We start from the raw sequence: 24,989 nt of genomic DNA, 5'->3' as shown, positions 1-24,989 counted from the left end.
CACGATATTGATATTCATGACCCTAAGTGATGGGCCATGCGGCCTGTGACGACATTTTTTATTTATTGAGATCAATTGATGAGTTTCTCCTCTTTAGGACTATCTGCACCACTATTAAAAGCCGTACAAGAGCAAGGCTATACCACACCCTCACCGATTCAGGAAAAAGCGATTCCAGCGGTGATTGAAGGCCAAGACGTGATGGCGGCCGCGCAAACCGGTACAGGTAAAACGGCGGGCTTTACTTTGCCTATTTTAGAGCGTTTACAAGCAGGTAAACGCGCGCGTCCTAACCACGTGCGCACCCTGATTCTGACTCCAACGCGTGAGCTTGCCGCCCAAGTACATAAAAATGTTGAGCAGTACAGCCAGCATACATCGCTGAGCTCTATGGTGGTATTTGGCGGGGTGAAGATAAACCCGCAGATGATGAAGCTTCGCAAAGGGGCTGATGTGCTGGTGGCGACACCAGGGCGTTTATTGGATTTGTATCAGCAAAATGCGGTGCGTTTTTCTCAGCTGGAAGTGCTGGTGTTGGATGAAGCTGATCGCATGCTAGACATGGGGTTTATTCGTGATATCCGCAAGATCTTGGGGTTGTTGCCAGCCAAGCGGCAAAACTTGCTGTTCTCTGCCACTTTCTCGGCTGACATCCGCCAGCTAGCGAAAGAGCTGGTGAATAATCCGGTTGAGATCTCGGTGAGCCCTGCGAACCAAACCGCGACAGGGGTGGAGCAGTGCATTTATCCGGTTGATAAAAAGAAAAAGCCCGCGATGCTGCTTTCTTTGATTGCTGACAATAACTGGCAACAGGTGTTGGTGTTTAGCAAAACCAAGCACGGTGCCAACCGCTTGTCACGTTATCTGGATGAATACGGCGTCAGTGCCGCCGCCATTCATGGTAACAAGAGCCAAGGCGCGCGCACCAAAGCACTTGAACAATTCAAAACCGGTGACGTGCGAGTGTTGGTGGCAACCGATATCGCGGCGCGGGGTATTGATATTGCCCAACTGCCACAAGTGGTGAACTTCGATTTACCTCATGTGGCGGAAGATTATGTTCACCGTATTGGTCGTACCGGTCGTGCGGGGGCGGTAGGCAATGCGGTCTCTTTGGTGTGTGCGGATGAAGCCAAAGATTTGTTTGCCATTGAGCGCTTGATTAAAAAGGTTCTCCCGCGCCATAGCTTGGCGGACTTTCCGGTGACGAACCCAGTGCCAGAGTCTAAGCTTGATACGCGCCCAATCAAGCCCAAGAAACCGAAAAAGAACAAACCGCGTCAGGATGGTCAACGCTCTGGTGACAATGCACGTGGTCACAAACCGGTGGGAAAAAACCGTCGCCATACCCACAAACCAAGTGGCGGTAAGCCCAACTCATCTCGTTCACAGAGTAAAACGCCATCATAAGTGGGGCGTAAGGGTAGGCATCGGCATGCTGATTGCGTGCCTTCGATGGTGTAGTAAAAAGAAAAAGCCGGTGTGGTCACACCGGCTTTCTTGTTTTAACGCTTATCGGTCGCACCGACAGTCGGGGGACTTATTGATCCTGAACTTTACGCACCTGAATAATCATGCCCATCATGGGATTATCCAAATAGTGGGTTTCGCCACTGCGCATCCGTCGTTTGTGCGTGAACGCGTAAGGCTGCAAAAAGCGCTCAATGTGATACTGCTTCTCGACCTTTTCTAGGCCTGCAACTTGCACGTTATCTGTCTGTGATGAGGCACCTTGCTGCGCATCTGTGGTTTGCAGTGGCATATTGATCACGTCTTCAACCAGTGCGCGCCGCTCACTGGGCTCTCGTAGCACCATGTTGGCTTCGACGAACAAGTAATGCTGGACGTAGACGCGCAGTGTGCCATCTAGCTCATAGAGGGGTTGGCGAGGAGGCGTCGTTTCCAGTGCCTGCTCGTCCCACGCTTGTTTGCTATCTGACGCCGTGTTGCTTGACGAGGTGGGTTGCGCGGTCACCGGCGTGCCGTCTGGATTAAAGCGGTCGCGGTAGTCTTTTCCGGCACTGACACGCAGCAAAGGCAGGGCAGCGCGGCCACTGTCATCTTGACGCCATGCAACATGCACCATCGGCGTAAAGCCCGCATGGTTAGAGAGTTTGTTGTAAGCATTGGTCAGCTGCCATTGGCTGGGTGGCAGCGGGGTGAGTCCCGCATTTTGTAGCGCGCTATTGTTAGTGACGGGAATAGCACGGCTGACCGACGTGGCATCCGCTTGAGTGGGCCAGCTTTCTTCGACACTGGCCGGGTTTTGATTGCGTTTAAACACAATCAATTCCACATCATAAAGTCGCTTAGCTAAAACCGGTTGGCTAAGTGAGATCAGTAGCAACGCCCAAAGGCTCTGCTTGGTATAGCGTGCTAGCCAGCCTGGTGGGTGACATGAATGATTTTTCACAGGTTACTCCGTTTTCTTTGGCAAGCCATTATGCGACCAGTTGGTGACTTGCAAATTGAGTCAACAGCTCATCGATAAAGTTCATCCGCTCCCGTCGATCGGTGAGGCTTTCGATAAACTTAATTTTGGTTGGCCCGTCAAATTTATACTTGTCTGGCCGCGATTGTAACAGCCCGACCAAGAATCCGGGATCAATTTGCGCGTCCTCGTGAAACTCGACCATGCCGCCACGATCACTGGCTTCGATCTTTTTCACCCCTAATGCGGCAGCACGTATTTTTAATTGCTGGATATGAAGCAGATTCTTGGTAGCGTCAGGCAGCAGGCCAAAGCGGTCTATTAGCTCAACTTGCAGCTCATTGATATCATCATTGGACTTGGCGCTGGCAATACGTTTATACATCGATAAACGCATATTGATATCGGGAATGTAGTCATCTGGTAACAGCGCAGGCAGGCGTAGCTCAATGTCGGTTTGTTCATTGAGCAATACATCTAAGCTCGGCTCTTTGCCTTCTTTCAATGCCTCGACGGCCTGCTCAAGCATGTCCATGTATAGGGTGAAACCAACCGATTGGATTTGACCACTTTGCTCGTCTCCCAGCAATTCACCCGCGCCGCGTATCTCCAAGTCTTGAGTCGCAAGGGTAAAGCCGGCACCGAGATCTTCGAGCGAGGCAATGGCGTCCAGCCGTTTTGCCGCATCTTTGGTCATCCGTTTAGGATGGGGGGTCAACAGATACGCATAGGCTTGATGGTGCGAACGACCCACTCGACCGCGCAGCTGGTGGAGTTGCGCAAGACCAAAGTGGTCGGCGCGATCAATAATAATGGTGTTGGCTGAGGGAATATCTATACCGGTTTCGATAATGGTGGTACATACCAGCACGTTGTATCGTTGATGGTAGAAATCGCTCATGATCTTTTCTAGCTCACGTTCGCGCATTTGGCCATGGGCCACGGTCACGCGAGCTTCTGGGATCATTTCACTGATTTCATTGGCCGTTTTTTCTATGGTCTCGATATCATTGTGTAAAAAGTACACCTGGCCACCGCGCATAATCTCACGCAGTAATGACTCTTTAATCAGGCTGTCTTCGCGTTCACGGACAAAGGTTTTCACCGCGAGGCGGCGCGACGGTGGGGTGGCGATAATCGAAAGATCGCGCATGCCACTCATCGCCATATTCAGTGTTCTGGGGATCGGCGTGGCGGTTAAGGTGAGAATATCTACATTGGCGCGCATCGCCTTAATTTTCTCTTTCTGGCGAACCCCAAAGCGGTGCTCCTCATCAACAATCAATAAACCGAGGTCGCGCAGCTTTACATCCGATTGCAGTAACTTATGGGTGCCGATGAGAATGTCCACTTTGCCCGCTTCACAATCGGCTAAAATCGCTTTTTGCTCTTTTGCGGACTTAAAGCGTGACAACACCTCCACACGGACAGGAAGGTTAGCGAAGCGATCGCGGAAATTCTCGAAATGCTGTTGCGCCAACAGGGTGGTCGGGACTAACACGGCAATTTGCTTGCTGTTATTAACCGCTAAGAAGGCGGCACGCATGGCCACTTCGGTTTTACCAAAGCCAACATCGCCACACACCAAGCGATCCATGGCAATGGGGCGACACATATCCGACAGCACGGCGTTGATAGCTTGTGATTGATCACTGGTTTCTTCAAACGGGAACGTCGCCCGGAAGGCGCGATAGGCGTCTTTGTCATGGCTAAAGGCAAAGCCAGGTTTGGTTTCTCGCTTGGCATAAACATCAAGCAGTTCGGCGGCGACATCGCGCACCTTCTCTGCGGCGCGGCGGCGTGCTTTTTCCCACGCCTCGCCGCCAAGTTTATGCACAGGCGCGCTCTCTTCCGCGCCACCTGAATAGCGGCTAATCAAGTGTAGTGCGCCCACCGGCACATATAGCTTGGCACCTTGTTGGTATTCCAGCGTCATGTATTCGGTTTTGAGCCCGCCAGCTTCCAGGGTTTGTAAGCCTTGGTAGCGACCAATACCATGCTCAAGATGCACAACGGGTTGGCCAGGTTTTAGTTCGGCCAAGCTTCTGATCACCGCATCGCTGCTGACACTCTGCTTTCGCTTGTCGCGGCGGCGTTGCTGTACCGCGCGCTCGCCAAACATGTCGCTTTCACAAATCAGCGCAAATTGGCGGGTGTTATCAATAAAGCCTTGATCAACGGGCCCGATGATTAGGCCAAATCGACTGGGTTGCGACAAGGCTTCGGGCAGGCCATCAGCCACCATCGGGCGGATTTTGGCTTGGGCGAGGAGATCGAGTAGCGCTTCGCGTCGCCCTTCAGACTCAACTGAGAAAATGATGTCGCCGTCAAATTGCTCGCTGAACTGGCGCAGCGCCGCAAGGGGCTCTTTGGCTTGATGATTGACCGTCAACGTTGGTAGCGGCGTAATATCGAGGTTTTCTCGTCCTGCTTTTTCAGTGACAGTGTCACTTTCTAGCTTTAAGCGTGGGTAGTGCTTAAGCGTAGTAAACAGGGACTCTTTGCTTAACCAGAGCGCATCGGGGGGGAGCAGCGGTCGAAGCGGATCGACGCGACGCTGATCATAGCGGTTTGCCACATCGGCTTGGAAATGATCAATGGCGCTTTCCATATCGCCGACCGATAACACCAATGTATTGTCAGGCAAATGGTCAAACAAGGTTTCTGTTTGTTCAAAAAACAGCGGCAGCCAGTATTCAATCCCGGCCGGCCAGGTTTTTTTACTTACCTGCTGGTAAATGGATTCTGGCTCTCGGCGCGCTTCAAAATGCTCGCGAAACCGGCCACGAAAATATTCTACTGCGGCATCATCGGTGGGGAATTCATGCGCCGGCAACAGCTGGATGTGTTCCAGTTCCCCGGTTGAGCGTTGGTTTTCCGGGTCAAATTGACGAATGGTGTCGACTTCATCGTCAAAAAAATCAATACGATAAGGTTCGTCACTGCCCATTGGGAACAGGTCGAGGATCGAACCTCGGCTGGCAAACTCGCCATGCTCCATCACTTGATCAACATGACGGTAGCCCGCATCGGTGAGCTGATCGCGCAGTTTTTCTAGCGATAAGATATCGCCTTTTTTCACCATTAAGGCATGTTGATGGAGAAAATGTCGCGGTGTCACGCGCTGTAATGCGGTGCTCGCTGGCGCAATGAGTACCCCGTCTTGTTGATGAGGGAGCTGATACAAGCACGACAAACGCGCGGAAATAATATCCTGATGGGGGGAGAAACTGTCGTAGGGCAGGGTTTCCCAGTCAGGAAAGAGGTCGCAATGGCCTTGAGTAAATTGGCGAATGGCGGGCTGCAAACGCACGGCGGTTTGGTTGTCCGGCACCAAAAGAAACACCGGGCCGGCGTGTTGCTGCGTGAGCGTGGCAATGGCTAGCGGTAATGCAGCCCCTGATAGATTACCGAGATGTTTAACATCGCCTGGCCCTGAGGGCAGCGTAAAAGCATAGAGCGGTTGTTGGGTCATGATTTTAACTGCTTGATTGTTTGCGGTTTCGTGCACGTTTTTTTAGTAGTTTCTGCTGATGATGCAGCGCCGCACGAATGAGCGTGTCGCGGTCTTCTTCCATTAAACGCGTGTACTGGATTTGGATCACATAGTCAGGATTTTCTTGCTCACTGTCGGCATCAGGCTCGCACCCGGTGACGACGCCGTAGCAATAGATGGCCGTCGGCGGATAATCGAGAAATAACTTCACGCGCGCATGCACGCCTTTTTTAAGCGGTGAATGACTATGGTAAGAAAAACTGCTCGCCCCAAAGGTGTGTGTCACAAAGCGATGATCGGGCTGATCTTCGTGACTGAGCATATAGCCCATCATCAGTGTCATTTTTTCGTTCTGAGCCTGCAGCACCCGGAATAACGCAGAGGCATCCTCTGGATCGATAGCCTTTAAATCTTTTTCTACGTCGCTATCGAGCTGGCCGCATTGACTCGCCAGGCGAAAAGGCGCCGGGATTTCGGCGGTAAAAGCCTGAGCATCCGGCTGGGCTTGATTGTCAGCAAGAGGCTCAACATTAATGCGAATCGCCGCTCGCACAGAAAAATATTCGTCTTGGCTCATCACTGTGCCTTAGGTTGCAGTTGTATTAATGATTATCACGCACCCGTGGCAAGAGGTAAAGATCAGTCGCAGTTTCTGGGGGCGGTGAGGCGTTAATTAGGGTGACAATGGTGCCTTTCGTACAAGGTCGGCTTGGCGTGCCCCAATTGGACAGGTATGCTTGCAGCGAATCAAAACAATAAGCTAGGTGCGCTATGTTTCAACCCTTGTCGGTGTTTATTGGCTTGCGATATTTACGCGGCCGTTCAGCCGACCGTTTTGGCCGCTTCGTCTCGTCGATGTCGACGGCAGGCATTGCTATTGGCGTGATGGCGTTAATCACCGTCTCGTCGGTGATGAATGGCTTTGAAGCTCAGCTGAAAGGCCGAATTCTCGGCGTGTTGCCCCATGCGATTATTGCCAATGGGCAAGCACATCCAGATCAAACCGCGATTGAGCGTTGGCCTCACGTGATTGATACGGCACCGATACAAACCACGGATGCCGTGATTCAAAGCCGCAAAGGCTTAAGCGCTGGCTTGTTAGAGGGCATCGACCCCAGTGCGCATGAGCCCTTGGCTGCCCACTTATTGCAAGGTGAATTATCGGCACTGGCCGCCGGGCGCTATCAAGTGATCATTGGGCGTAGCATGGCCTCTGAGTTACAACTTCGCGTCGGGGATGCCGTGCGCGTGATGGTAACCAGTGCCAGCCGCTTTACACCGATAGGTCGGATCCCCGCACAGCGTCTCTTTACGGTGGCGGGTATCTTTCATACCGGCACGGATGTCGATGGGCAGTTAATGCTGGCTAACATTGAGGATGTGGCGAGACTCAGTGGGGAGCCGCCGTCTCAAGCCAACGACTTACGCCTGTTTTTAGATGATCCATTTGCCATTACCCAATTAAAGACACATGCTGATCCCGGTACTTGGACGGATTGGCGTGTGTGGCGTGGCGAGCTGTTTCAAGCGGTAAAAATGGAAAAGAACATGATGAGTTTGATGCTCAGCCTGATTGTGATTGTTGCTGCCTTTAACATTATTTCCGCGCTGATCATGGTGGTCATGGAAAAGCAATCTGAGGTCGCGATTCTAAAAACCCTTGGGATGCAAGATAAAGACATTGTGGCTGTCTTTGTTGCTCAAGGCAGCTTGAGTGGTGTGCTGGGCGCGGCGGTAGGCGGCGTACTTGGTGTGCTCCTATCGGCATACATCAATGAAATCATGTCTATTTTTGGCGTGAGTCTGCTGGGTAACGGCCTAGCGTTACCTGTGGTTATTAATCCTTTTCATGTGGTGATGGTATTAGGCTTAGCGGTCGTGCTAAGTGTGCTAGCCACGCTATTTCCTGCGTTTAAAGCGGCATCTGTTCACCCTGCTGAGGCACTGCGTTATGAGTAAATCTTTGTTGTCCTGTCACCGCGTCAGTAAAACGTATCAAGAGGGCGGACAGCCGACCTGCGTGTTAAACGATGTTTCCTTGACCATTGCCCCGGGAGAGCTGGTGGCGATAGTGGGCTCCTCTGGCTCGGGGAAAAGTACATTATTACACACCTTAGGGACGCTCGATTTGCCCTCGGAAGGTGATGTGTGGATTGAGGGTGAGGCGGTCAATGCGATGACGGCCAAGCAGCAAGCGAAGCTGCGCAATCAAACGCTTGGGTTTGTTTATCAATTTCACCATTTGCTCGCCGATTTCACCGCGCTGGAAAATGTGATGATGCCGCTTTTGATCAACAAAATGCGCCACAGCGCCGCGTCTGAACGTGCGACGGCCATGCTCAACGCGGTAGGGGTCGGACACCGGCTCAGCCATCGCCCGGCAGRGCTATCAGGTGGCGAACGGCAGCGTGTGGCCATTGCACGTGCATTAGTCAATGAACCCAAGTTGGTACTGGCCGATGAGCCGACCGGCAACTTGGATCATACCACTGCGCTCGAAATCTACGATTTGATGCGCCAGTTAAATGCCCAACATGGCACGGCCTTTTTAGTGGTAACCCATGACGGTGAGCTGGCAGCAAAATTGGGTCGTCAACTGACCATGCAAGACGGCCAGTTGCTGGGGCAGGAGGAAGCATGAAGCCTTTATCGCTGGCCATTGGTCGTCGCTTTAGTCGCGCCAGACAAAGAAACCGTTTGGTCTCCTTTATATCCTTGTCGTCAGTGATCGGGATTGCAGTGGGGGTCATGGTGATCATTGTCGGCCTGTCGGCGATGAACGGGTTTGAACGTGAGTTGAATCAACGTGTGCTGTCTGTGGTACCGCATGCCCAAGTGTTTGGTGTTAATGGTCCTATCGATAACTGGCAACAGGTCAAACGTCAGACTGAGCAGCATCCCAATGTCGAGGCTGCGGCTCCCTATGTTGAGCTGACGGTGTTGATGGAACATGGCTCGGCGTTACAGCCTGCGAAAATTCGCGCGGTTGATCCGAGTGATGAACAAACCGTGAGTCGCATTGGTGATTATATTGAAGGTGGCTGGGAGAGCTTGCCAGTCGGGCAGTCGCAGATTGTGTTGGGACAAGGTGTGGCGGCGAAGCTGGGCGTTAGTCAAGGGGATTGGTTAACGGTCATGGTCCCTGCGACGGACAGCCAACTTGCATTACGCGCCCCAAAGCGAGTGAGAATGCAAGTGGCAGGCCTGTTACGCCTTGGTGGCCAAATTGACCATTCATTGGCCCTGATGCGACTTCAGGACGCGCAATCTATTATGCAAATGGGACAGTCAGTGACCGGTGTGTCTCTAAAGGTGTCTCCGGTGTTGCAGGCCCGTCAGATTGTGCATGAAGTCGGCCAAACGCTAACCACCTATGTGTATCTAAAAGACTGGACCAGTGAGTTCGGTTATTTATATCGAGACATCCAATTGGTGAGAACCATCATGTATTTGGTCATGGTGCTGGTGATTGGCGTGGCCTGCTTCAACGTGGTGTCAACCTTGATGATGTCCGTAAAAGATAGAGCCGCGGACATCGCGATTTTGCGTACCATGGGGGCAGAAGATCGGCTGATTCGTCGCATCTTTATTTGGTATGGGCTCTTTTCTGGTGCCTTAGGCAGTGTGTTGGGCAGTATCTTGGGCGTCACTCTCGCCACTCATCTCACGGCGATATTGTCTCAGGTCGAGCAGTGGCTCGGGCATCGCTTTTYATCAGGGGATGTGTACTTTATTAATTTCTTGCCCAGTGAACTGCATGCTGCGGACGTGGCGCTTGTGAGTATCACTGCCATACTGCTTAGTTTGCTTGCCGCTTGGTATCCCGCCCGAAGAGCTTGTCAGCTCGAGCCTGCCGCGGTGTTGAGTGCCAAATAGTGGCTATGCCGCTTGGCATGCTGTGATCACTGATACGCTTTATTGTATTAACACCAAGAGCCCGACAATGGGCTCTTTTTGCTCTGCCTTGCTGACCCCTGAAGGGAATACCATGTGCAGACGCGGGGCTGACGATTGCATCGCACTTTTGCCTGACGAAGGTTGGTCGCGTTTGATGCCTCGCGTAGATTAAATCAGGACGATTTAGGAGGGCTTGTTTGGGTTAGGCAACACTTCTTTTATTTTCTTGGGCAAACGTAATTTACGTTTTTCCCAGCTTCTGACCACAGAATAGCGCCATATGCCACGTACAGCGAAATAGCCGATGACAGCCATCACCAGTCCGCTGGTGGCGCAGCCTAATAAAAACGGGGGGCCGATGTGGCTCATTTGCTCCGCCAAGTAATGCCACGATAGTTCAAAGTGGAACGGGTACGGCGGACTATTCATCATCCAGGTGCCGAGCTTATAAGCGAGATAAAAAAGCACAGGCATGGTGATGGGGTTGCTTACCCATACTAGCGCAACGGCGAGCGGCAGGTTAACCCCAAATAAGATCGCGAGCCCGGCGGCCATGATCATTTGGCTGGGCAAGGGGACAAATGCCATAAACAGGCCGACGGCAAAGGCACCGGATGCCGACCGGCGGTTAAGGCACCATAAGTTGGGATCATGCAACAGGCTACCAAACACCCTGAGTGCCTTATTGTCGCGCAATGTTTCGCGCTTGGGCATATAGCGTTGGAAAAACTTCTTAGGCATACCTGTTTACATTACCTGGAAATTACGCAATGACGCTGACCTTTACATTGACTGCCGCAATGGCCGTGCTGTCGCTACCTTGGTGGCCAATGTTACCGCCAATTTGGGTCTGCATCATGACAGTGAWCGTTTTCGTTGTTGGGTGGAAAAGACGTTGGTGGTGGCTTGCTGGAAGCGCGTTAGGGCTCACTTGGGCTGTATTGTCCGCAAACTTGTATCAAGCCGACGTGATCCACGTCATTTCACACCAAGAGGATACTACAATCAGTGGGACAGTGGGCACCCTTTTCAGCGCAAAAACGGGGGCGCAAGCGATTATTTTTGACGTTGATAAAATTAATCAGACAAGATTGCCGCCTTTTCGCTCAGCCAGAGTGCGCGTTTATTGGCAATCTCCCCCTTATCCCAAGCAAGGTGAACGTTGGCAATTGGTGGTGACGTTTAAGCCCCCTTACGGACGGTTAAACGAGGCGGGATTTGATGCGGAAAAATACTACGTTGCACGGCGAGTGCATGCCAAGGCCCGACTCAAAGAAGCAACGCGGCTAACCGAGCAGGTGAGTTGGCGTCAGCAATTACTTGATACACTCAGCCCAGCTTTGTCGCCGCTTGCCTTTGGGCCGCATTTATTAGCATTGAGCCTTGGCGAGCGGGAATGGTTAACTCCAGCGCACTGGGACACCCTGACGCACAGTGGTTTAGCCCATTTGATGGCTATTTCAGGATTGCATATTGGTTTGGCCTACGGGATTGGGTGGCAAATCGGCCGTTGGGCGCGCGTCTTTCTCCCGGAACGACGCCTGTTTTTATGGCTGCCTTTGTACGTGGCGATTGGGGTGGCCTCGCTCTATGCGGCATTGGCCGGGTTTGCACTGCCCACTCAACGCGCGCTCATTGCCTTGATGCTGGTCTCAATCAGTAAACGCTTGGGAGCACGGATTTCCCCGCTTAATCTGTTGCAGTTAACCTTATTATTGGTATTGCTCCGCGACCCTTTTGCCGGTTTCTCAATGAGTTTTTGGCTTTCGTTTGCCGCTGTGGGGGCCTTATGCATGGCGCATTACACGCTGACCCATGCCGCCTCTGATGGTCGAATACAAACAAGGCCTTGGCTTCGCCCTATCAAGCAGCTTATCGGCATACAATTGATTCTATTGGTAGGAATGCTTCCTTTGCAGTTAGGATTATTTGCAGGGATCAGCGCCGCTGCCACGCCCATTAACCTCGTGGCGGTGCCTTGGGTGGGAATGGTGACCGTTCCACTGGTCTTTGTTGGCCTGCTGAGTGAGAGTCTATCGCTTTCCTGGGTTGCGGATTGGGTATGGGGTGGGGCAAATGCCAGCCTTCATCCAGTGATGGCACTCGCCGATCTGGCGGCGGATACCTGGTTACCCGCCCCAGTCACCTCGGCAGGCTGGGCAATATCGGCGACGGTGCTCGTTTGGGGGTTATACGGCTGGCGTTGGCATCGTTTAAAGGCGGTGATGCTGGTCCTGGTCGCAGCCGTGGTAGCTTGGCGAGATCCTAAACCGGTCAACTGGCAAATTGATGTGTTGGACGTCGGGCATGGGTTGGCGGTATTGATCAGTAAGAATCACCGCGCGGTGCTCTATGACACGGGCAACCGCTGGCAGGTGGGCGGTATTGCACAAGCGGTGATCGCACCGATTCTGACCCATCGTCAAATCAGGCAGTTAGATGGCCTCATTCTCAGTCATGGCGACAGTGATCATGATGGTGGGGCGACGTTTATGTCTGATACCTATTCACCGCAGTGGCGCCGTGCCAGTGAGCGTCGTGCTGGGTATCAAGCCTGTGTGGCCGGCGAGCGTTGGCGCTGGCAAGGACTCACCTTTTCGGTACTCTGGCCCCCAGCACAAAAGGCGCGTGCTGATAATGATGATTCCTGTGTAATCCGAGTGTCTGGCGATGGACGTAGCCTGCTGCTCACAGGCGATATAGAAGCCAGTGGAGAGGCTGATTTGTTGGCGTCTCTGACCGATAAACAGGCGCTTAATAGTGACATCATTTTGGTGCCCCACCATGGTAGTGCGTCTTCGTCTTCCTCAGCGTTTATTCGCGCCGTTGATCCGGTTTGGGCCGTCGCGTCAACTGGGCTTCTCAACCCATGGCAGCTTCCGTCACCAGAGGTGAAATTGGCCTATCAAAACGCCGGTATCACTTGGCTTGATACGGCGGCAAATGGCCAAGTGCGTTGGCAGGGTGTCGACTCGGGTTGGCAGTTAACACGTTGGCGGCAGGACCGCAGCGATTATTGGTATCGTCAGATGTTTAAACGTCGGCCAGTATATTTGGACGCGGACTTGTAAAAGAGTAGAATGCCCGTCTGTTTAACACATCTAAACGATTTTAATGAGCGAATATCAAGATAAAACGACCTGGCAGACGTTTAAGCAGCTGTGGCCCTACATTGCCAATTATAAAGTAGGGCTGATTGTTGCCATTATCGCCTTGGTGATTAATGCCGCCAGTGACACCCTGATGCTCTCAATGCTAAAGCCTCTGCTTGACCAAGGCTTTACTTATGACGATGTCAAAGGCGATTTCCTCAAATGGATGCCTGTCTATTTGGTCGCACTCATGGTGATACGTGGCTTGTCGAGCTTTGTATCCGCTTATTGCTTATCTTGGGTGTCGGGTCATGTGGTGATGACCATGCGCCGCCGGATGTTCAATCACTTTATGAAAATGCCCGTCAGCTTTTTTGACCAAGAGTCGTCCGGTGCACTGCTTTCTCGGATTACCTATGACTCAGAACAAGTCGCGTCAGCGACCAGTAGCGCCTTGGTCAGTTTGGTGCGCGAAGGGGCATCCATTATCGGTTTGATGGCGTTGATGTTTTGGTCAAGCTGGCAGCTCTCCGCCATTCTTCTGGTGATTGCGCCAGTGGTGGCGATTTCTATCCGCATCGTCTCTAAGCGCTTCCGTCGCATTTCTTCCAATATGCAAGATGCCATGGGGTCGGTGACTAGCTCCGCCGAGCAAATGCTTAAAGGGCACAAAGTAGTGTTAAGTTATGGTGGCCAAGACGTTGAAAAGACGCGTTTTGAGAAAGTCAGTAATCGTATGCGCCAGCAGACCATGAAGCTGGTGTCCGCACAAGCGATTGCCAACCCGGTGATCCAGTTGATTGCCTCCATGGCATTGGTGGTGGTACTGATTTTGGCCAACACCGAGGCGATTCGCTCTGAGCTAACTGCAGGTACCTTTGCAGTTGTATTTGGTGCCATGTTTGGTCTGATGCGCCCACTTAAATCCTTGACCAACGTGACCTCTCAGTTCCAACGCGGGATGGCGGCCTGCCACAGTTTATTTAACCTGATGGAGCTGGAAACGGAAAAAGACACCGGGACACACGCGGTGGAGCAAGTGAGTGGCGACATTAAGGTCGAGGATGTGGTCTTCACCTATCCCACTCGCGACGCACCCGCGCTAAATCATGTCAGTTTTGAGCTGCCAGCGGGTCAGACCCTAGCCCTGGTGGGGCGCTCAGGGTCAGGAAAAAGCACCATTGCTAACCTGTTAACCCGTTTTTATGAACTAGACAGTGGTGCGATTACGCTCGATGGCGTCCCGATTGAGGACTATACCCTGGGTAATTTGCGTCAGCATGTCGCGGTGGTGTCGCAAAACGTTCACCTGTTTAATGACACAGTGGCGAATAACATCGCGTATGCCGCAGAACATAAATACAGCCGTGAGCAAATAGAGCATGCCGCAAAGCTTGCCTACGCGGATGACTTTATTCGAGAGCTTGACCACGGTTATGACACCATGATTGGTGAAAACGGGGTGAGCTTGTCTGGCGGACAGCGTCAACGCTTGGCTATTGCGCGTGCCTTGCTACGCAATGCGCCCGTTTTGATCCTGGATGAAGCCACGTCGGCACTGGATACCGAGTCTGAACGTGCGATTCAGGCGGCATTGGAWGAGCTGCAAAAAGATCGTACTGTGTTGGTGATAGCACACCGACTGTCGACCATTGAAGATGCCGATCAGATACTGGTTGTGGATGAAGGTGAGATCGTCGAACGAGGCAGTCATCAAGCACTCCTTGAGCGTGACGGTGCTTATGCACAACTTCACCGTATTCAGTTTGGTGACTGAGTATGCTAGAGCAACTGTGGTTTGGTCATCAACGCCCGCTATGGTCGGTATTATTAAGGCCGTTTAGCGCCTTATTTGGCCTCGTGGCACGCCATCGCCGTCGTCAATATTTACGCGGCAAAACACGGCGCTATTCGGCGCCAGTGCCGGTTATCGTGGTGGGGAACATCATGATTGGCGGCAATGGCAAAACCCCGTTTGTGATCTGGTTGGTGGAACAACTAAAAGCGCATGGCTACCGACCAGGGGTAGTGTCACGCGGGTATGGCGGCAAATCTGAGCAGTATCCACTATTACTCAGCCAAACCACGCCACCGCGCACGGCGGGAGACGAGCCAGTATTAATTGCGCGCCGCACTCAGGTGCCGGTTTGTGTTGACCCCAACCGCAGCGAGGCGGTTAAACGTATCCTGCAAGAAGGTGTCGATATCGTGGTCACGGATGATGGCCTTCAGCACTACCAGCTGGATAGAGACATAGAGATCGTGATCATCGATGGTCAGCGTCGGTTTGGTAACGGTCACTATCTGCCCCTGGGACCCTTGCGCGAATCACTCGATAGGCTTGAGAGTGTCGATATGTTGGTCACTAATGGCGGCACGCCACAAGGCCAAGAATGGGGGATGCATCTGGTCCCTGGCTTGGCGGTCAACCTACGTACGGGACAACGCTGCCAAGCCTCAATGCTACCGCAAGTAGTGGCAGTTGCTGGGATTGGCCATCCTCCCCGCTTTTTTAACACCTTGCAGCAAATGGGCGTGACACCTGTTTACAGCCAAGGGATTAACGATCATCAAACCCTCAACGCCGACGAGCTGGACAGCTTGAGCAAGAAGGGTCAACATTTACTGATGACAGAAAAAGATGCGGTAAAATACCAAGGGATCGCCCAAGATAACTGGTGGTATTTACCGGTAGAGGCGCGGCTGCCTGACGAGGCAGCTCAGGCCGTACTCGCCAAGATAGAACGTTTGCAAACAAACGCGAATAAAAAATAAAGGAACGCTATGGATCACCGTCTGCTTGAAATTGTGGCCTGCCCATCATGCCAGGGCAAACTCTATTATCAACGCGATAACAATGAGTTAGTTTGTAAGTTTGATCGTGTCGCTTATCCCATTATTGATGGTATCCCCGTGCTGCTTGAATCAGAAGCTCGTGATATGTCATTGGAAGAGGTCCAGGGATGAGCCCGTTTTATGTGGTGATCCCGGCGCGGTTTGGCTCAAGCCGCTTGCCGGGTAAACCGTTGGCTGATATCGCCGGCAAGCCAATGATCCAACACGTTTATGAGCGCGCCCAAGCGGCGGGTGCCACTCAGGTGATTGTTGCCACCGACGACCAGCGTATTGAGGCGGCGGTCAGAGCCTTTGGTGGAGAAGTGTGTTTAACACGTGACGACCATGAGTCTGGCACTGAGCGCTTGGCCGAGGTTGTTGAACGTTATGGCTTTGCCGATGATGATATTATCGTTAATGTGCAAGGCGATGAACCCTTGATCCCCGCAGCGGTTATCGGTCAAGTGGCGGAGAACCTTAGTCAGAATGATCAGGCACCGATGGCCACCTTGGCGGTTGCGATTGATGACCAAGAGCAAGTGTTCAATCCCAATGTGGTCAAAGTCGTGAAGGATCAAAAAGGGTTTGCCCTGTATTTTAGCCGCGCCACGATTCCGTGGGATCGCACCCATTTCGAAGCTGAATCACCTGAGATCCCGCAAGCATTGCTGCGGCACATTGGTATTTATGGCTATCGTGCAGGATTTATCAGCCGTTACATCCACTGGACACCGAGCCCGTTGGAGAAGATTGAGTCATTGGAGCAACTGCGTGTGCTATGGCATGGCGAGAAGATCCATGTAGCCGTTGCCACACAGACGCCGCCGCATGGCGTTGATACCCAAGCAGACTTAGAGGCAGTGCGCGCCTATTTAGCCGCCGATAGCAACGCATAGATGCAGTTTTACGCCTACTGCGAATGAAAATAACAAAGCCGCGAATTAATCGCGGCTTTTTTGGTGGGTGATACGCGTTGGTGAGCTTAATTGGTCGGCTGAGCGATAAAGTCACGGAGCCGTTGCCATGCTTGTCCCAATCGCTCGTGCCAATAGCGTTCGAACTGCTCGAGGTATTGCGCACGTGGACCGTATTTTATCCATGGCTGCTTAATTTGCTTTTGCGCCATGAAGTTAGTCGGTGCGGGGATGGGATCGAGGCCAGCGCTTTGAAACTCATAGACGGCACGATCCATGTGTGCCGCGGATGTGACGAGCACTAGGTTACTACTCCCAACCACCGATGCGGCTTGGTAGGCTTCCTCCCACGTATCCTTGGCGGTTTCAAGCAACAGGATACTGTTTTTATTGACCCCCAATGCCATTGCGACTCGTGCCAACATACGCGCATGGCTGACTTCATAACCATGGTCATAGCCTGACAAAATCAGCTTGGAAGTGGGGTACATTCGGTGAATACGGATGCCTTCTGCCAGGCGCATTAACGCCGCACGAGAAAGCTCAGAGGTTGGGGGGATAGCGTCATCGACCACATGACTGTTGCCCAGTACCATTACAAAGTCTACCGGTTTTTCCGTAGGGAGAAACGCGGTGTATTGACGCTCAAGTGGACGAAGGAGCCCCGAGGCGACTGGTTGAAACGAAGTGAGAAAAATCCCAGCAAACGCAACGAAGATAACAAAAGATGCCAGCCTTTTACGCTGAGAGAACCAAAGCAGGCATAGCCCGAAAAGACCCAACAACAGCAGCGCGGGCAAGGGCATTATCAAGGTTGAGATAAGTTTTTTTAATTCAAACATGCAATGTCGCCCGAAATATAGTCAAACGAGGCACAAATAGTGCCATAAACCTTTATTAACGTAAGGCTTGTGACAGAATATGCCTTTCTACCACTCAATGATAACGAATGCCATTGTGACTGAGGATAAAAATTTCGACGACATTGCCCACAAATTTGTTAAAAACATTTATGGATCGGGCAAAGGCGAAATCCGCCAAGCGGTTGTTTGGCAGGACATAGAGCAGATCCTGCACTGTTTCCCGCCTGAGCAGACCCTGCATATTTTAGATGCGGGTGGTGGGGTTGCCCCTATGTCTCGGCACTTGGCGGCGCGTGGTCACAAGGTCACTTTATGTGATCTTTCTTCGCAAATGCTCGACTTAGCCCGTCAGGAGATTGAACAACAGGGCTTACTTGCGCAGTATCAGCTGATTCATTCTTCGGCGCAGACGATTGGCGAATATTTGAGCGAGCCACCGGATGTGATTTTATTCCATGCGGTATTGGAGTGGACTGCCGAACCGGAGCAGGTGTTGAAAGACTTGCTCAAGCACTTGCGACCGGGTGGGATGGCGTCAGTGATGTTCTATAACCAAACCGGGTTGCTCTTTAAGAACCTCGTGTGCGGTAACCTCACCCATGTTGAGGAAGGTATGCCGCATCGCAAGCGGTTTAAACTTCAGCCACCCAAAGGTTTGCACCCCGAAAGTGTCTATCAATGGATGCAAGACAGTGACATTACCCTCAAAGGTAAAACAGGCGTACGCACCTTTCACGATTATATGCGTGATACCAACATTGGTGATTTTACCTTTGAGCAAGTTATTGCATTAGAGCAACAGCTTTGCCGCCAAGAGCCGTTTGTGTCTCTTGGGCGATATATTCATGTCTGGGGCCAACATCATGCCCCAAGCAATCAAGATGAAAACAAGGACAACGGATGAGTGATCAGGCTCAGTCTTCCCAGCATTGGGCAGACGACGCTCAGACAGTACCTGAGTTGGTCAGTTGGGTAAAACAAAGTGGCTTGGGGTTAAACCTGCCGCCGGAGCGCTTGGCATTCTTGCTGGCAATGGCGGTAATGAGCCAGGAACGATTAGAAGATGAGTTGAGTGAACACGAACTCGTGGACGTCTTTCGGTTGGTAAGCGAGCAGTTTACCAATGATGAAGGAGGCAGTCTTGGTAATGTTGCCTTCCGCGCCAACAATGCCATCAACGAAATGGTACAAGCGAGACTGCTAAGTCGGTTTACCAGTGAAATGACTGATGGCGACAGCATTTACCGCCTCACGCCATTGGCGCTCGGTATTGCCGATTATTACGCCCGTCATCGTGAGTACTCGACCTTAAAGCTTTCAGTACAGCTATCCATGGTGGCCGATGAAATTGCCAAGGCGCGCCGAGCGGCGGAAGAAGATGGGGATGCCACTTTTTGGCGCCATAACGTTTATGGCGTGTTGAAGTACTCGGTCGCCGAGATTTTTGACCGCATCGATCTTAACCAGCGGGTAATGGATGAGCAGCAGCAACAGGTCAAAGAAGACATTGCCGCGCTCCTCACCCAGGACTGGCAAGCCGCAATCGCTAACTGCGAATACTTGCTCAACGAAACCTCGAGCACCTTGCAAGAGTTGCAAGAAACACTGCAGGCGGCGGGGGATGAGCTTCAAAGCCAGCTGCTGGATATCCAAGAAGTGGTTCGCGGCCGCGATGACCTCGATTTCGTCGATAGCATGGTATACAGCTTGCAAATGAAGCTGGACCGTATCGTGAACTGGGGGCAGCAAGCCATCGATTTATGGATAGGTTACGATCGCCATGTGCATAAATTTATTCGTACCGCGATTGATATGGATAAAAACCGTGCATTCAGTCAGCGTTTGCGCCAGTCGGTCTCCGACTATTTTGATAGCCCTTGGTTTTTGACTTACGCCGATGCGGAGCGACTGCGTGATACGCGCGATGAAGCGCTGGTGTTACGTGACGATGAAGTCACGGGCGAGATGCCAGAAGAAGTGGCGTTTGAACAATTAAGTGTGGTTGACGATGGCCTTTCACAGGCAGTGTCACAGATGCTCAACCGCCATCGAGAAACCGGACAAGCGATCGACTTGGGTCGTGTTCTGAAAGATTACTTAGCCGAGCATCCACAAGCTCGCCATTTTGATCTCGCGCGCTTAGTGATCAACCAAGCGGTCCGCATGGGCTACTCCCAATCTGATCTTAACGCGATTCAGCCTGATTGGCAGGCGATTAACGACTTCGGAGCTAAGGTACAAGCGAATGTCATCGATAAATACTGAACAGCCAATGCCAGAAGGGCTGGCAAAAGCCATTGCTAACCCTTTGTTCCCGGCGTTGGACAGTGCATTGCGTGCTGGCCGCCATATTGCCAGCGACGATCTGGATAACCACGCCTTGCTGATGGAATACGAGCAAGCGCTGAATATTTTCTACCAGCGTTATAACGCTGAATTGGTGCGCGCGCCAGAGGGCTTTTTCTATCTTCGCCCGCGTTCAACCAGTTTAATTAGACGCAGCGTGTTGTCTGAACTGGATATGCTGGTTGGCAAAGTCCTGTGTTTTCTGTACCTAAGCCCAGAGCGCTTGGCACAAGAGGGGATCTTTACCACCCAAGAGCTGTTTGATGAGCTGCTGGCGTTGGCGGATGAGAAAAAACTGATGAAGTTGGTCACGCATCGTGCCACCGGCTCAGATCTTGACCGTGAAAAGCTTTTCGACAAAGTGAAAACCTCGCTGCGACGTTTGCGTCGTCTTGGGATGATTTTACCTATCGGTGAAGGCAGTAAATTCCGCGTCAGTGAAGCGACTTTCCGCTTTGGTGCCGATGTACGAGCCGGGGACGCTCCACAAGAAGCCCAGTTGCGTCTGATTCGTGACGGGGAAGCTGTGGTGCACAGCCAAGCGCATATTCAATCAAGCCTGCTCGATGATCACTCGGATGAAGACGCAGACAATGCCGATACAGAGACAACGGAGGAGCCGACAGTATGAGTCAGCGCGGTAAGTATCACTCACTCACCATGGTGAACTGGAACGGCTTTTTTGCCCGAACCTTTGATATTGACTCCCTTGTCACCACCTTATCAGGCGGGAATGGCGCGGGTAAGTCGACCACTATGGCAGCGTTTATCACCTCATTGATCCCTGACCAAACCCTGTTGCACTTCCGTAACACCACAGAGGCAGGCAGCTCGAGCGCGTCTCGTGATAAGGGCTTGCACGGTAAATTGCAGCCAGGTGCCTGTTATGCCGCCTTGGATGTGGTGAATTCACGCCAACAGCGGGTGTTGTTTGGGGTGCGTCTTCAACAAGTGGCGGGGCGTGATAAGAAGGTGGATATCAAGCCGTTCGTTTTACAAGGCTTGCCTTCTTCTGTGGCGCCGACCGATGTGTTGGTCGAGACCTTAAATAACGGTCAAGCGCGAGTCCGTCAGCTTAACGAGGTAAAAGAGGCGGCGGGTGAGTATGAAACCGCGCACTTTAAAGCCTTTAACTCGGTCACCGACTATCACGCGCAAATGTTTGAGTTTGGCGTGCTACCGAAAAAGCTGCGCACCCAGCAAGACAGAGGCAAGTTTTATCGATTAATTGAGGCGTCACTCTACGGCGGTATTTCCAGCGCGATCACCAAGTCGTTRCGCGAGTATTTGTTGCCACAAAATGGCGGCGTGAAAAAAGCCTTCCAAGATATGGAAGTGGCGCTGAAAGAAAACCGTATGACGCTAGAGGCGATCAAGCTGACGCAACGCGACCGTGACTTGTTTAAGCATTTGATCACCGAAGCGACCCATTATGTGGCCTCGGACTATATGCGCCATGCCAATGAGCGTCGTAGTAAGCTTGAGCAAGCGCTGTCGTTGCGGGCGGAGCTGAACGCTGCCCAGCAGACGTTGCAGCAAAAGCAGCAGCATGCGGAAACCATGCGCGCAGAATTAGCCGAGTTAGAGGCGGGACAAGATCACCTCGAACAAGATCACCAAGCGGCGGCTGATCATCTGCAGTTGGTGCAATCGGCGATGCGCCAACAAGAAAWAATTCAGCGTTACGAGGAAGACTTACTCGATCTTTCTGAAAAGCTGGAAGAGCAAATCATGGTGGTGGAAGAGGCCACAGAGCAGCTTGCTGAAGCTGAATTGCGTGCGGCACAAAGTGAAGAGGAAGTGGATAGTCTCAAGACTCAGCTTGCTGACTACCAACAAGCGCTCAACACGCAACAAACGCGTTCCCTGCAGTACCAACAAGCCGTCAATGCCTTGGAAACCGCGCGTCGCCTCACTGGCGATGAGACCCTCAGTGCAGACGAGGCCACGACACGATTACACGCGTTAAAAGCACAAGAGTCTGAACAAACCGATCGCGTACTGTCACTCAAGCATAAACGCGATTTGGCGTCAGCGACGGCCAATCAGTTTGAACAGGGCTTGCATCTTTTGCACCGTCTTGATCCCTCTGTGCCCCGTGCTGAGGCTGGCAAGGCCGCCAAACGCTGGGTTGAGCAGGGCAGAGAGTGTCGCTATCTAGCCGACAGTCTGACGCAGCGCCAGTATGAGCAGCGTGAACTGAGCCAACGGGCCGAGCAATATCAGCAAGCGAGCCAGTTCGTGTCGGAATATCAGGACCTAACAGGCGAATCGCTGGCTGACAGTGACGCGGTCGAGCAAGCCGCCGCGCTGCAGCAAGCACGACGCGACGCGCTACAAGAGGAAAAAGACACCCAAGCTGAGCAACTGCGTGAGCTTGCGCGGACACAGGATGTGGTTGACGCGCAAATCCAAGATCTTGAGCTAAAAGCACCGACTTGGTTTGCGGCCAATGACGCCTTGACCAAACTGGAAAGCCAAACTGAAAAAACTTTGGTGGACAGTCAAGCGGTGATGGAGGCGATGCATGCCACGCATGAGGCGGTACGCACGCGCACGCAGCACCAAGATCAGTTGAGTAAACAAAAAACAGAGATTGAACAAGCGATTGAGCAATTAGCGCAGCCAGGTGGCAGCGACGATGCGCAATTGCAAGGCCTCGCCGACACCCTGGGTGGAACTTTACTCTCTGAAATTTATGATGATATCACGCTCGATGACGCCCCTTATTTCAGCGCACTCTATGGCCCGGCGCGGCATGCCATCGTGGTGCCTGATCTTAAAGGCGTAAAGGATAAGCTGACGGATTTGGACGCTTGCCCCGATGATCTATACATCATTGAGGGGGATGCCGACGCGTTTGATGATAGCGTGTTTGATGCTCAAGAGCTGTCGGGTGCCGTGTGTGTACACCTAAACGATCGGCAAATGCGCTATTCGCGCTTCCCGGCTACGCCTCTGTTTGGTCGAGCTGCCCGTGAGCACCGCCTTGAGCAGCTACGTGAACAACGGGAGGCCTTGGTGGAAGAGCATGCCAAAGCCTCTTTTGATGTACAAAAGTGGCAACGTTTGTCACACGCATTTAGTCAATTTATTGCTGAGCATCTCACGGTGGCGTTTGAGCCCGATCCTGAACAGGCGATCGCCGCTTGCCGCGAGAAACGTGCGCAGACTCAGCGGGCAATAACCGAAGCCAAGCAGGTATTGGTACAACACGAGGCGGCGGTGGCGCGTTGTCAGCAAGCGCTACAAATTCTCGATAAGCTTCGCTACTGTGCCGACGCGCTCACAGAGGAGAATCTCGACGCGCGCGTGCAAGCAGCGGTTGAGCGCGTAGAGGCCGCCAAAGAAGCACAAGGTTTTATCCAACAACATGGTAAAACCTTGGCCGCATTGGAAAGTAGCCTGGCAACACTCGACAGTGACCCTGAGCAATTTGATAAACTAGAACAGGCCTACCAAGAGGCGGATGACACCTTACAGGCGATTAAGCAGCAAGTGTTTGCTGTTGCCGATTTAGCGGAGCGTCGTCCGCATTTTGCCTATCAAGATGCGTCAGACATGCTGACGCAAAGCAGTGAGCTTAACGAACAGCTTAAAGCCAAACTCAAAGACGCCGAGCAGGTGCGCCAACGTGAGCGTGAATCGCTCAAGCAAATTCAGTCGCAGAATAGCCAATATCATCAGGTGCTCGCGTCGCTCAAAAGCGCCCATCAATCTAAGCAAGAGACATTGAACGAGTTTAAGCGTGAGCTTAGTGAGTTAGGTGTGCAAGCGGATGAAGACGCCCTGATGCGAGCGCAAAGTCGTCGTGATGCTTTGTACGAGCAAATGCATCAGGCACGGCAGCGCCATAGCGAGCTTTCCCGCGGTATCACATCGCTGGAGATGGAGACCAAATCACTGACCAAAGAGCTGCGTAAACTGCTTAAGCAGTACAAAGAGCTGCGTCAGTTTGTGGTCAACGCCAAAGCGGGCTGGTGTAGCGTCCTGCGCATCGCGCGCGACAATGGGGTAGAAAAACAACTGCATCGTCGAGAAATGGCGTATATGTCTGCTGACGAGTTGCGTTCGTTATCAGATAAATCCTTGGGGGCATTGCGCCTGGCGGTTGCTGACAACGAAACCTTGCGCGATGCCTTGCGGGCGTCTGAGGATGTTGGACGACCAGAGCGTAAAGTCTCGTTCTACGTGGCTGTTTATCAGCATCTGCGCGAACGTATCCGTCACGATATCATTCGCACCGATGATCCGGTCGAAGCGATTGAGGAAATGGAAGTCGAACTGGCCCGTCTTACTGAAGAGCTTACGCAGCGTGAACAACGCTTGGCGATCAGCTCCGAGTCGGTAGCTAATATTATTCGCAAGACGATTCAGCGCGAACAAAACCGGATCCGCATGCTTAACCAAGGGCTACAGAACGTAGGCTTTGGTCAAGTGCAAGGCGTGCGCCTGAATGTGTCTATCCGTGAAACCCATGCTCAGTTGCTGATGGGCTTGGCTGAACATGCTGACCAGCACCAAGATTTATTTGGTAATCCAAACCTGACGTTTTCGGAAGCGATGGCTAAACTGTTCCAGCGCTTAAACCCGCATATTGAAATGGGGCAACGTGCGCCACAGACCTTAGGCGAAGAGTTGTTAGATTATCGCAACTTCCTCGAATTAGACATTGAGGTGAATCGTGGCACCGACGGCTGGTTGAAAGCGGAATCCGGCGCGTTGTCGACCGGTGAAGCGATTGGTACTGGGCAGGCAATCTTGCTGATGGTGATCCAAAGCTGGGAAGAAGAATCACGCCGACTGCGTGGCAAAGATGTGATCCCTTGTCGCTTACTCTTCCTGGATGAGGCAGCGCGTCTGGATGCCAAATCGATCTCGACCTTGTTTGAGTTGTGTCATCGCTTGGATATGCAGCTGTTGATTGCGGCACCGGAAAACATCAGCCCAGAGCAAGGGACGACGTATAAACTGGTGCGTAAAATCTTCAACGATCGCGAACACGTCCATGTCGTGGGCTTACGCGGCTTTGGTGAAGAGAAGCGTCGGGAGCTCGATCGCGAGCCGGTGATGGAGTAATCGTCAGTCAAGGTGAAAAGAAGGGGTCGGCCTTAA

General features: G+C 52.4%; 17 protein-coding genes and 1 pseudogene. 13 read left to right on the top strand and 5 right to left on the bottom strand.

The genetic code is table 11. The annotated features are described in order from the left end of the window. The first annotated feature begins 78 nt into the window (after positions 1-78). Positions 79-1,410 carry a DEAD/DEAH box helicase gene (locus BZG13_RS07180; protein WP_077486107.1) on the top strand — a complete coding sequence of 444 codons (1,332 nt, stop codon included), beginning with the start codon at positions 79-81 and terminating at the stop codon, positions 1,408-1,410. A 130-nt stretch (positions 1,411-1,540) separates the two neighbouring features. Here the strand turns inward: BZG13_RS07180 and BZG13_RS07175 are convergent, their stop codons facing one another. The 3 genes from BZG13_RS07175 to BZG13_RS07165 are packed head-to-tail and all read right to left on the bottom strand — an operon-like array spanning position 1,541 to position 6,504. Beyond that, positions 1,541-2,413, bottom strand: a complete 873-nt coding sequence (locus BZG13_RS07175; RefSeq protein WP_077486105.1) for a peptidoglycan binding protein CsiV — start codon at positions 2,411-2,413, stop codon at positions 1,541-1,543. Positions 2,414-2,441: 28 nt separating this feature from the next. Beyond that, positions 2,442-5,906: a transcription-repair coupling factor gene (gene mfd / locus BZG13_RS07170; RefSeq protein ID WP_077486102.1), complete on the bottom strand. Its 3,465-nt coding sequence runs from the start codon at positions 5,904-5,906 to the stop codon at positions 2,442-2,444. Positions 5,907-5,910: 4 nt separating this feature from the next. After that, positions 5,911-6,504: a PilZ domain-containing protein gene (locus BZG13_RS07165; protein ID WP_077486100.1), complete on the bottom strand. Its 594-nt coding sequence runs from the start codon at positions 6,502-6,504 to the stop codon at positions 5,911-5,913. 194 nt (positions 6,505-6,698) lie between these two features. Here BZG13_RS07165 and BZG13_RS07160 point away from each other — a divergent pair, with 194 nt between their 5' ends. The 3 genes from BZG13_RS07160 to lolE are packed head-to-tail and all read left to right on the top strand — an operon-like array spanning position 6,699 to position 9,803. Further along, on the top strand, positions 6,699-7,886 hold the full coding sequence (locus tag BZG13_RS07160; protein WP_077486098.1) for a lipoprotein-releasing ABC transporter permease subunit: 1,188 nt from the start codon (positions 6,699-6,701) through the stop codon (positions 7,884-7,886). Next, positions 7,879-8,568 carry a lipoprotein-releasing ABC transporter ATP-binding protein LolD gene (gene lolD / locus BZG13_RS07155; RefSeq protein ID WP_077486096.1) on the top strand — a complete coding sequence of 230 codons (690 nt, stop codon included), beginning with the start codon at positions 7,879-7,881 and terminating at the stop codon, positions 8,566-8,568. Before BZG13_RS07160 ends, lolD begins: the two co-directional genes overlap by 8 nt. Next, entirely contained in the window at positions 8,565-9,803 is a 1,239-nt protein-coding gene (lolE, locus tag BZG13_RS07150; protein ID WP_077486094.1) for a lipoprotein-releasing ABC transporter permease subunit LolE, read from the top strand. Before lolD ends, lolE begins: the two co-directional genes overlap by 4 nt. A 204-nt stretch (positions 9,804-10,007) precedes the next feature. On the opposite strand, the gene BZG13_RS07145 is transcribed toward lolE, so the two are convergent. After that, positions 10,008-10,565, bottom strand: a complete 558-nt coding sequence (locus BZG13_RS07145; protein WP_077486092.1) for a DUF2062 domain-containing protein — start codon at positions 10,563-10,565, stop codon at positions 10,008-10,010. A 116-nt stretch (positions 10,566-10,681) separates the two neighbouring features. Here BZG13_RS07145 and BZG13_RS07140 point away from each other — a divergent pair, with 116 nt between their 5' ends. The 5 genes and pseudogenes from BZG13_RS07140 (at position 10,682) to kdsB (ending at position 16,647) form a co-directional block, all read left to right on the top strand. Next, positions 10,682-12,895: a DNA internalization-related competence protein ComEC/Rec2 gene (locus tag BZG13_RS07140; RefSeq protein WP_158074872.1), complete on the top strand. Its 2,214-nt coding sequence runs from the start codon at positions 10,682-10,684 to the stop codon at positions 12,893-12,895. A gap of 43 nt (positions 12,896-12,938) precedes the next feature. Then, a complete protein-coding gene (gene msbA, locus BZG13_RS07135) occupies positions 12,939-14,693 on the top strand; it encodes a lipid A ABC transporter ATP-binding protein/permease MsbA (protein ID WP_077486089.1) in 1,755 nt (584 codons plus the stop codon). A 2-nt stretch (positions 14,694-14,695) separates the two neighbouring features. Continuing rightward, positions 14,696-15,720 (top strand): annotated as a pseudogene (gene lpxK / locus BZG13_RS07130) (tetraacyldisaccharide 4'-kinase). Next, positions 15,701-15,883 (top strand): Trm112 family protein, encoded by a 183-nt coding sequence (locus tag BZG13_RS07125; RefSeq protein ID WP_046073143.1) that lies wholly within the window; start codon positions 15,701-15,703, stop codon positions 15,881-15,883. Before lpxK ends, BZG13_RS07125 begins: the two are co-directional and overlap by 20 nt. Beyond that, the gene (gene kdsB, locus BZG13_RS07120; protein ID WP_077486087.1) at positions 15,880-16,647 is read left to right on the top strand and encodes a 3-deoxy-manno-octulosonate cytidylyltransferase; all 768 of its coding nucleotides are present in this window, start codon (positions 15,880-15,882) and stop codon (positions 16,645-16,647) included. Before BZG13_RS07125 ends, kdsB begins: the two co-directional genes overlap by 4 nt. Before the next feature lie 86 nt (positions 16,648-16,733). Here the strand turns inward: kdsB and elyC are convergent, their stop codons facing one another. After that, positions 16,734-17,507 carry an envelope biogenesis factor ElyC gene (elyC, locus tag BZG13_RS07115; RefSeq protein ID WP_077486085.1) on the bottom strand — a complete coding sequence of 258 codons (774 nt, stop codon included), beginning with the start codon at positions 17,505-17,507 and terminating at the stop codon, positions 16,734-16,736. A 115-nt stretch (positions 17,508-17,622) separates the two neighbouring features. Between elyC and cmoM the strand changes: the two genes are divergently transcribed. Genes cmoM through mukB form a run of 4 tightly spaced genes read left to right on the top strand, consistent with a single transcriptional unit; the run spans position 17,623 to position 24,953 of the window. Then, positions 17,623-18,432 (top strand): tRNA uridine 5-oxyacetic acid(34) methyltransferase CmoM, encoded by an 810-nt coding sequence (gene cmoM, locus BZG13_RS07110; RefSeq protein WP_077486167.1) that lies wholly within the window; start codon positions 17,623-17,625, stop codon positions 18,430-18,432. After that, positions 18,429-19,793: a chromosome partition protein MukF gene (gene mukF / locus BZG13_RS07105; RefSeq protein WP_077486083.1), complete on the top strand. Its 1,365-nt coding sequence runs from the start codon at positions 18,429-18,431 to the stop codon at positions 19,791-19,793. The genes cmoM and mukF overlap by 4 nt, the downstream gene beginning before the upstream one ends. After that, positions 19,774-20,505, top strand: a complete 732-nt coding sequence (gene mukE, locus BZG13_RS07100) for a chromosome partition protein MukE (protein WP_077458237.1) — start codon at positions 19,774-19,776, stop codon at positions 20,503-20,505. The genes mukF and mukE overlap by 20 nt, the downstream gene beginning before the upstream one ends. Next, on the top strand, positions 20,502-24,953 hold the full coding sequence (gene mukB, locus BZG13_RS07095; RefSeq protein ID WP_077486081.1) for a chromosome partition protein MukB: 4,452 nt from the start codon (positions 20,502-20,504) through the stop codon (positions 24,951-24,953). The genes mukE and mukB overlap by 4 nt, the downstream gene beginning before the upstream one ends. The last annotated feature ends 36 nt before the right edge of the window (positions 24,954-24,989 follow it).

The organism is Salinivibrio sp. ML323 (genome assembly GCF_001995745.1).
GTDB classification, from domain to species: domain Bacteria; phylum Pseudomonadota; class Gammaproteobacteria; order Enterobacterales; family Vibrionaceae; genus Salinivibrio; species Salinivibrio kushneri.
Note: the sequence above shows the minus strand (reverse complement) of the source record. Positions and strands in the feature narration are given on the sequence as shown.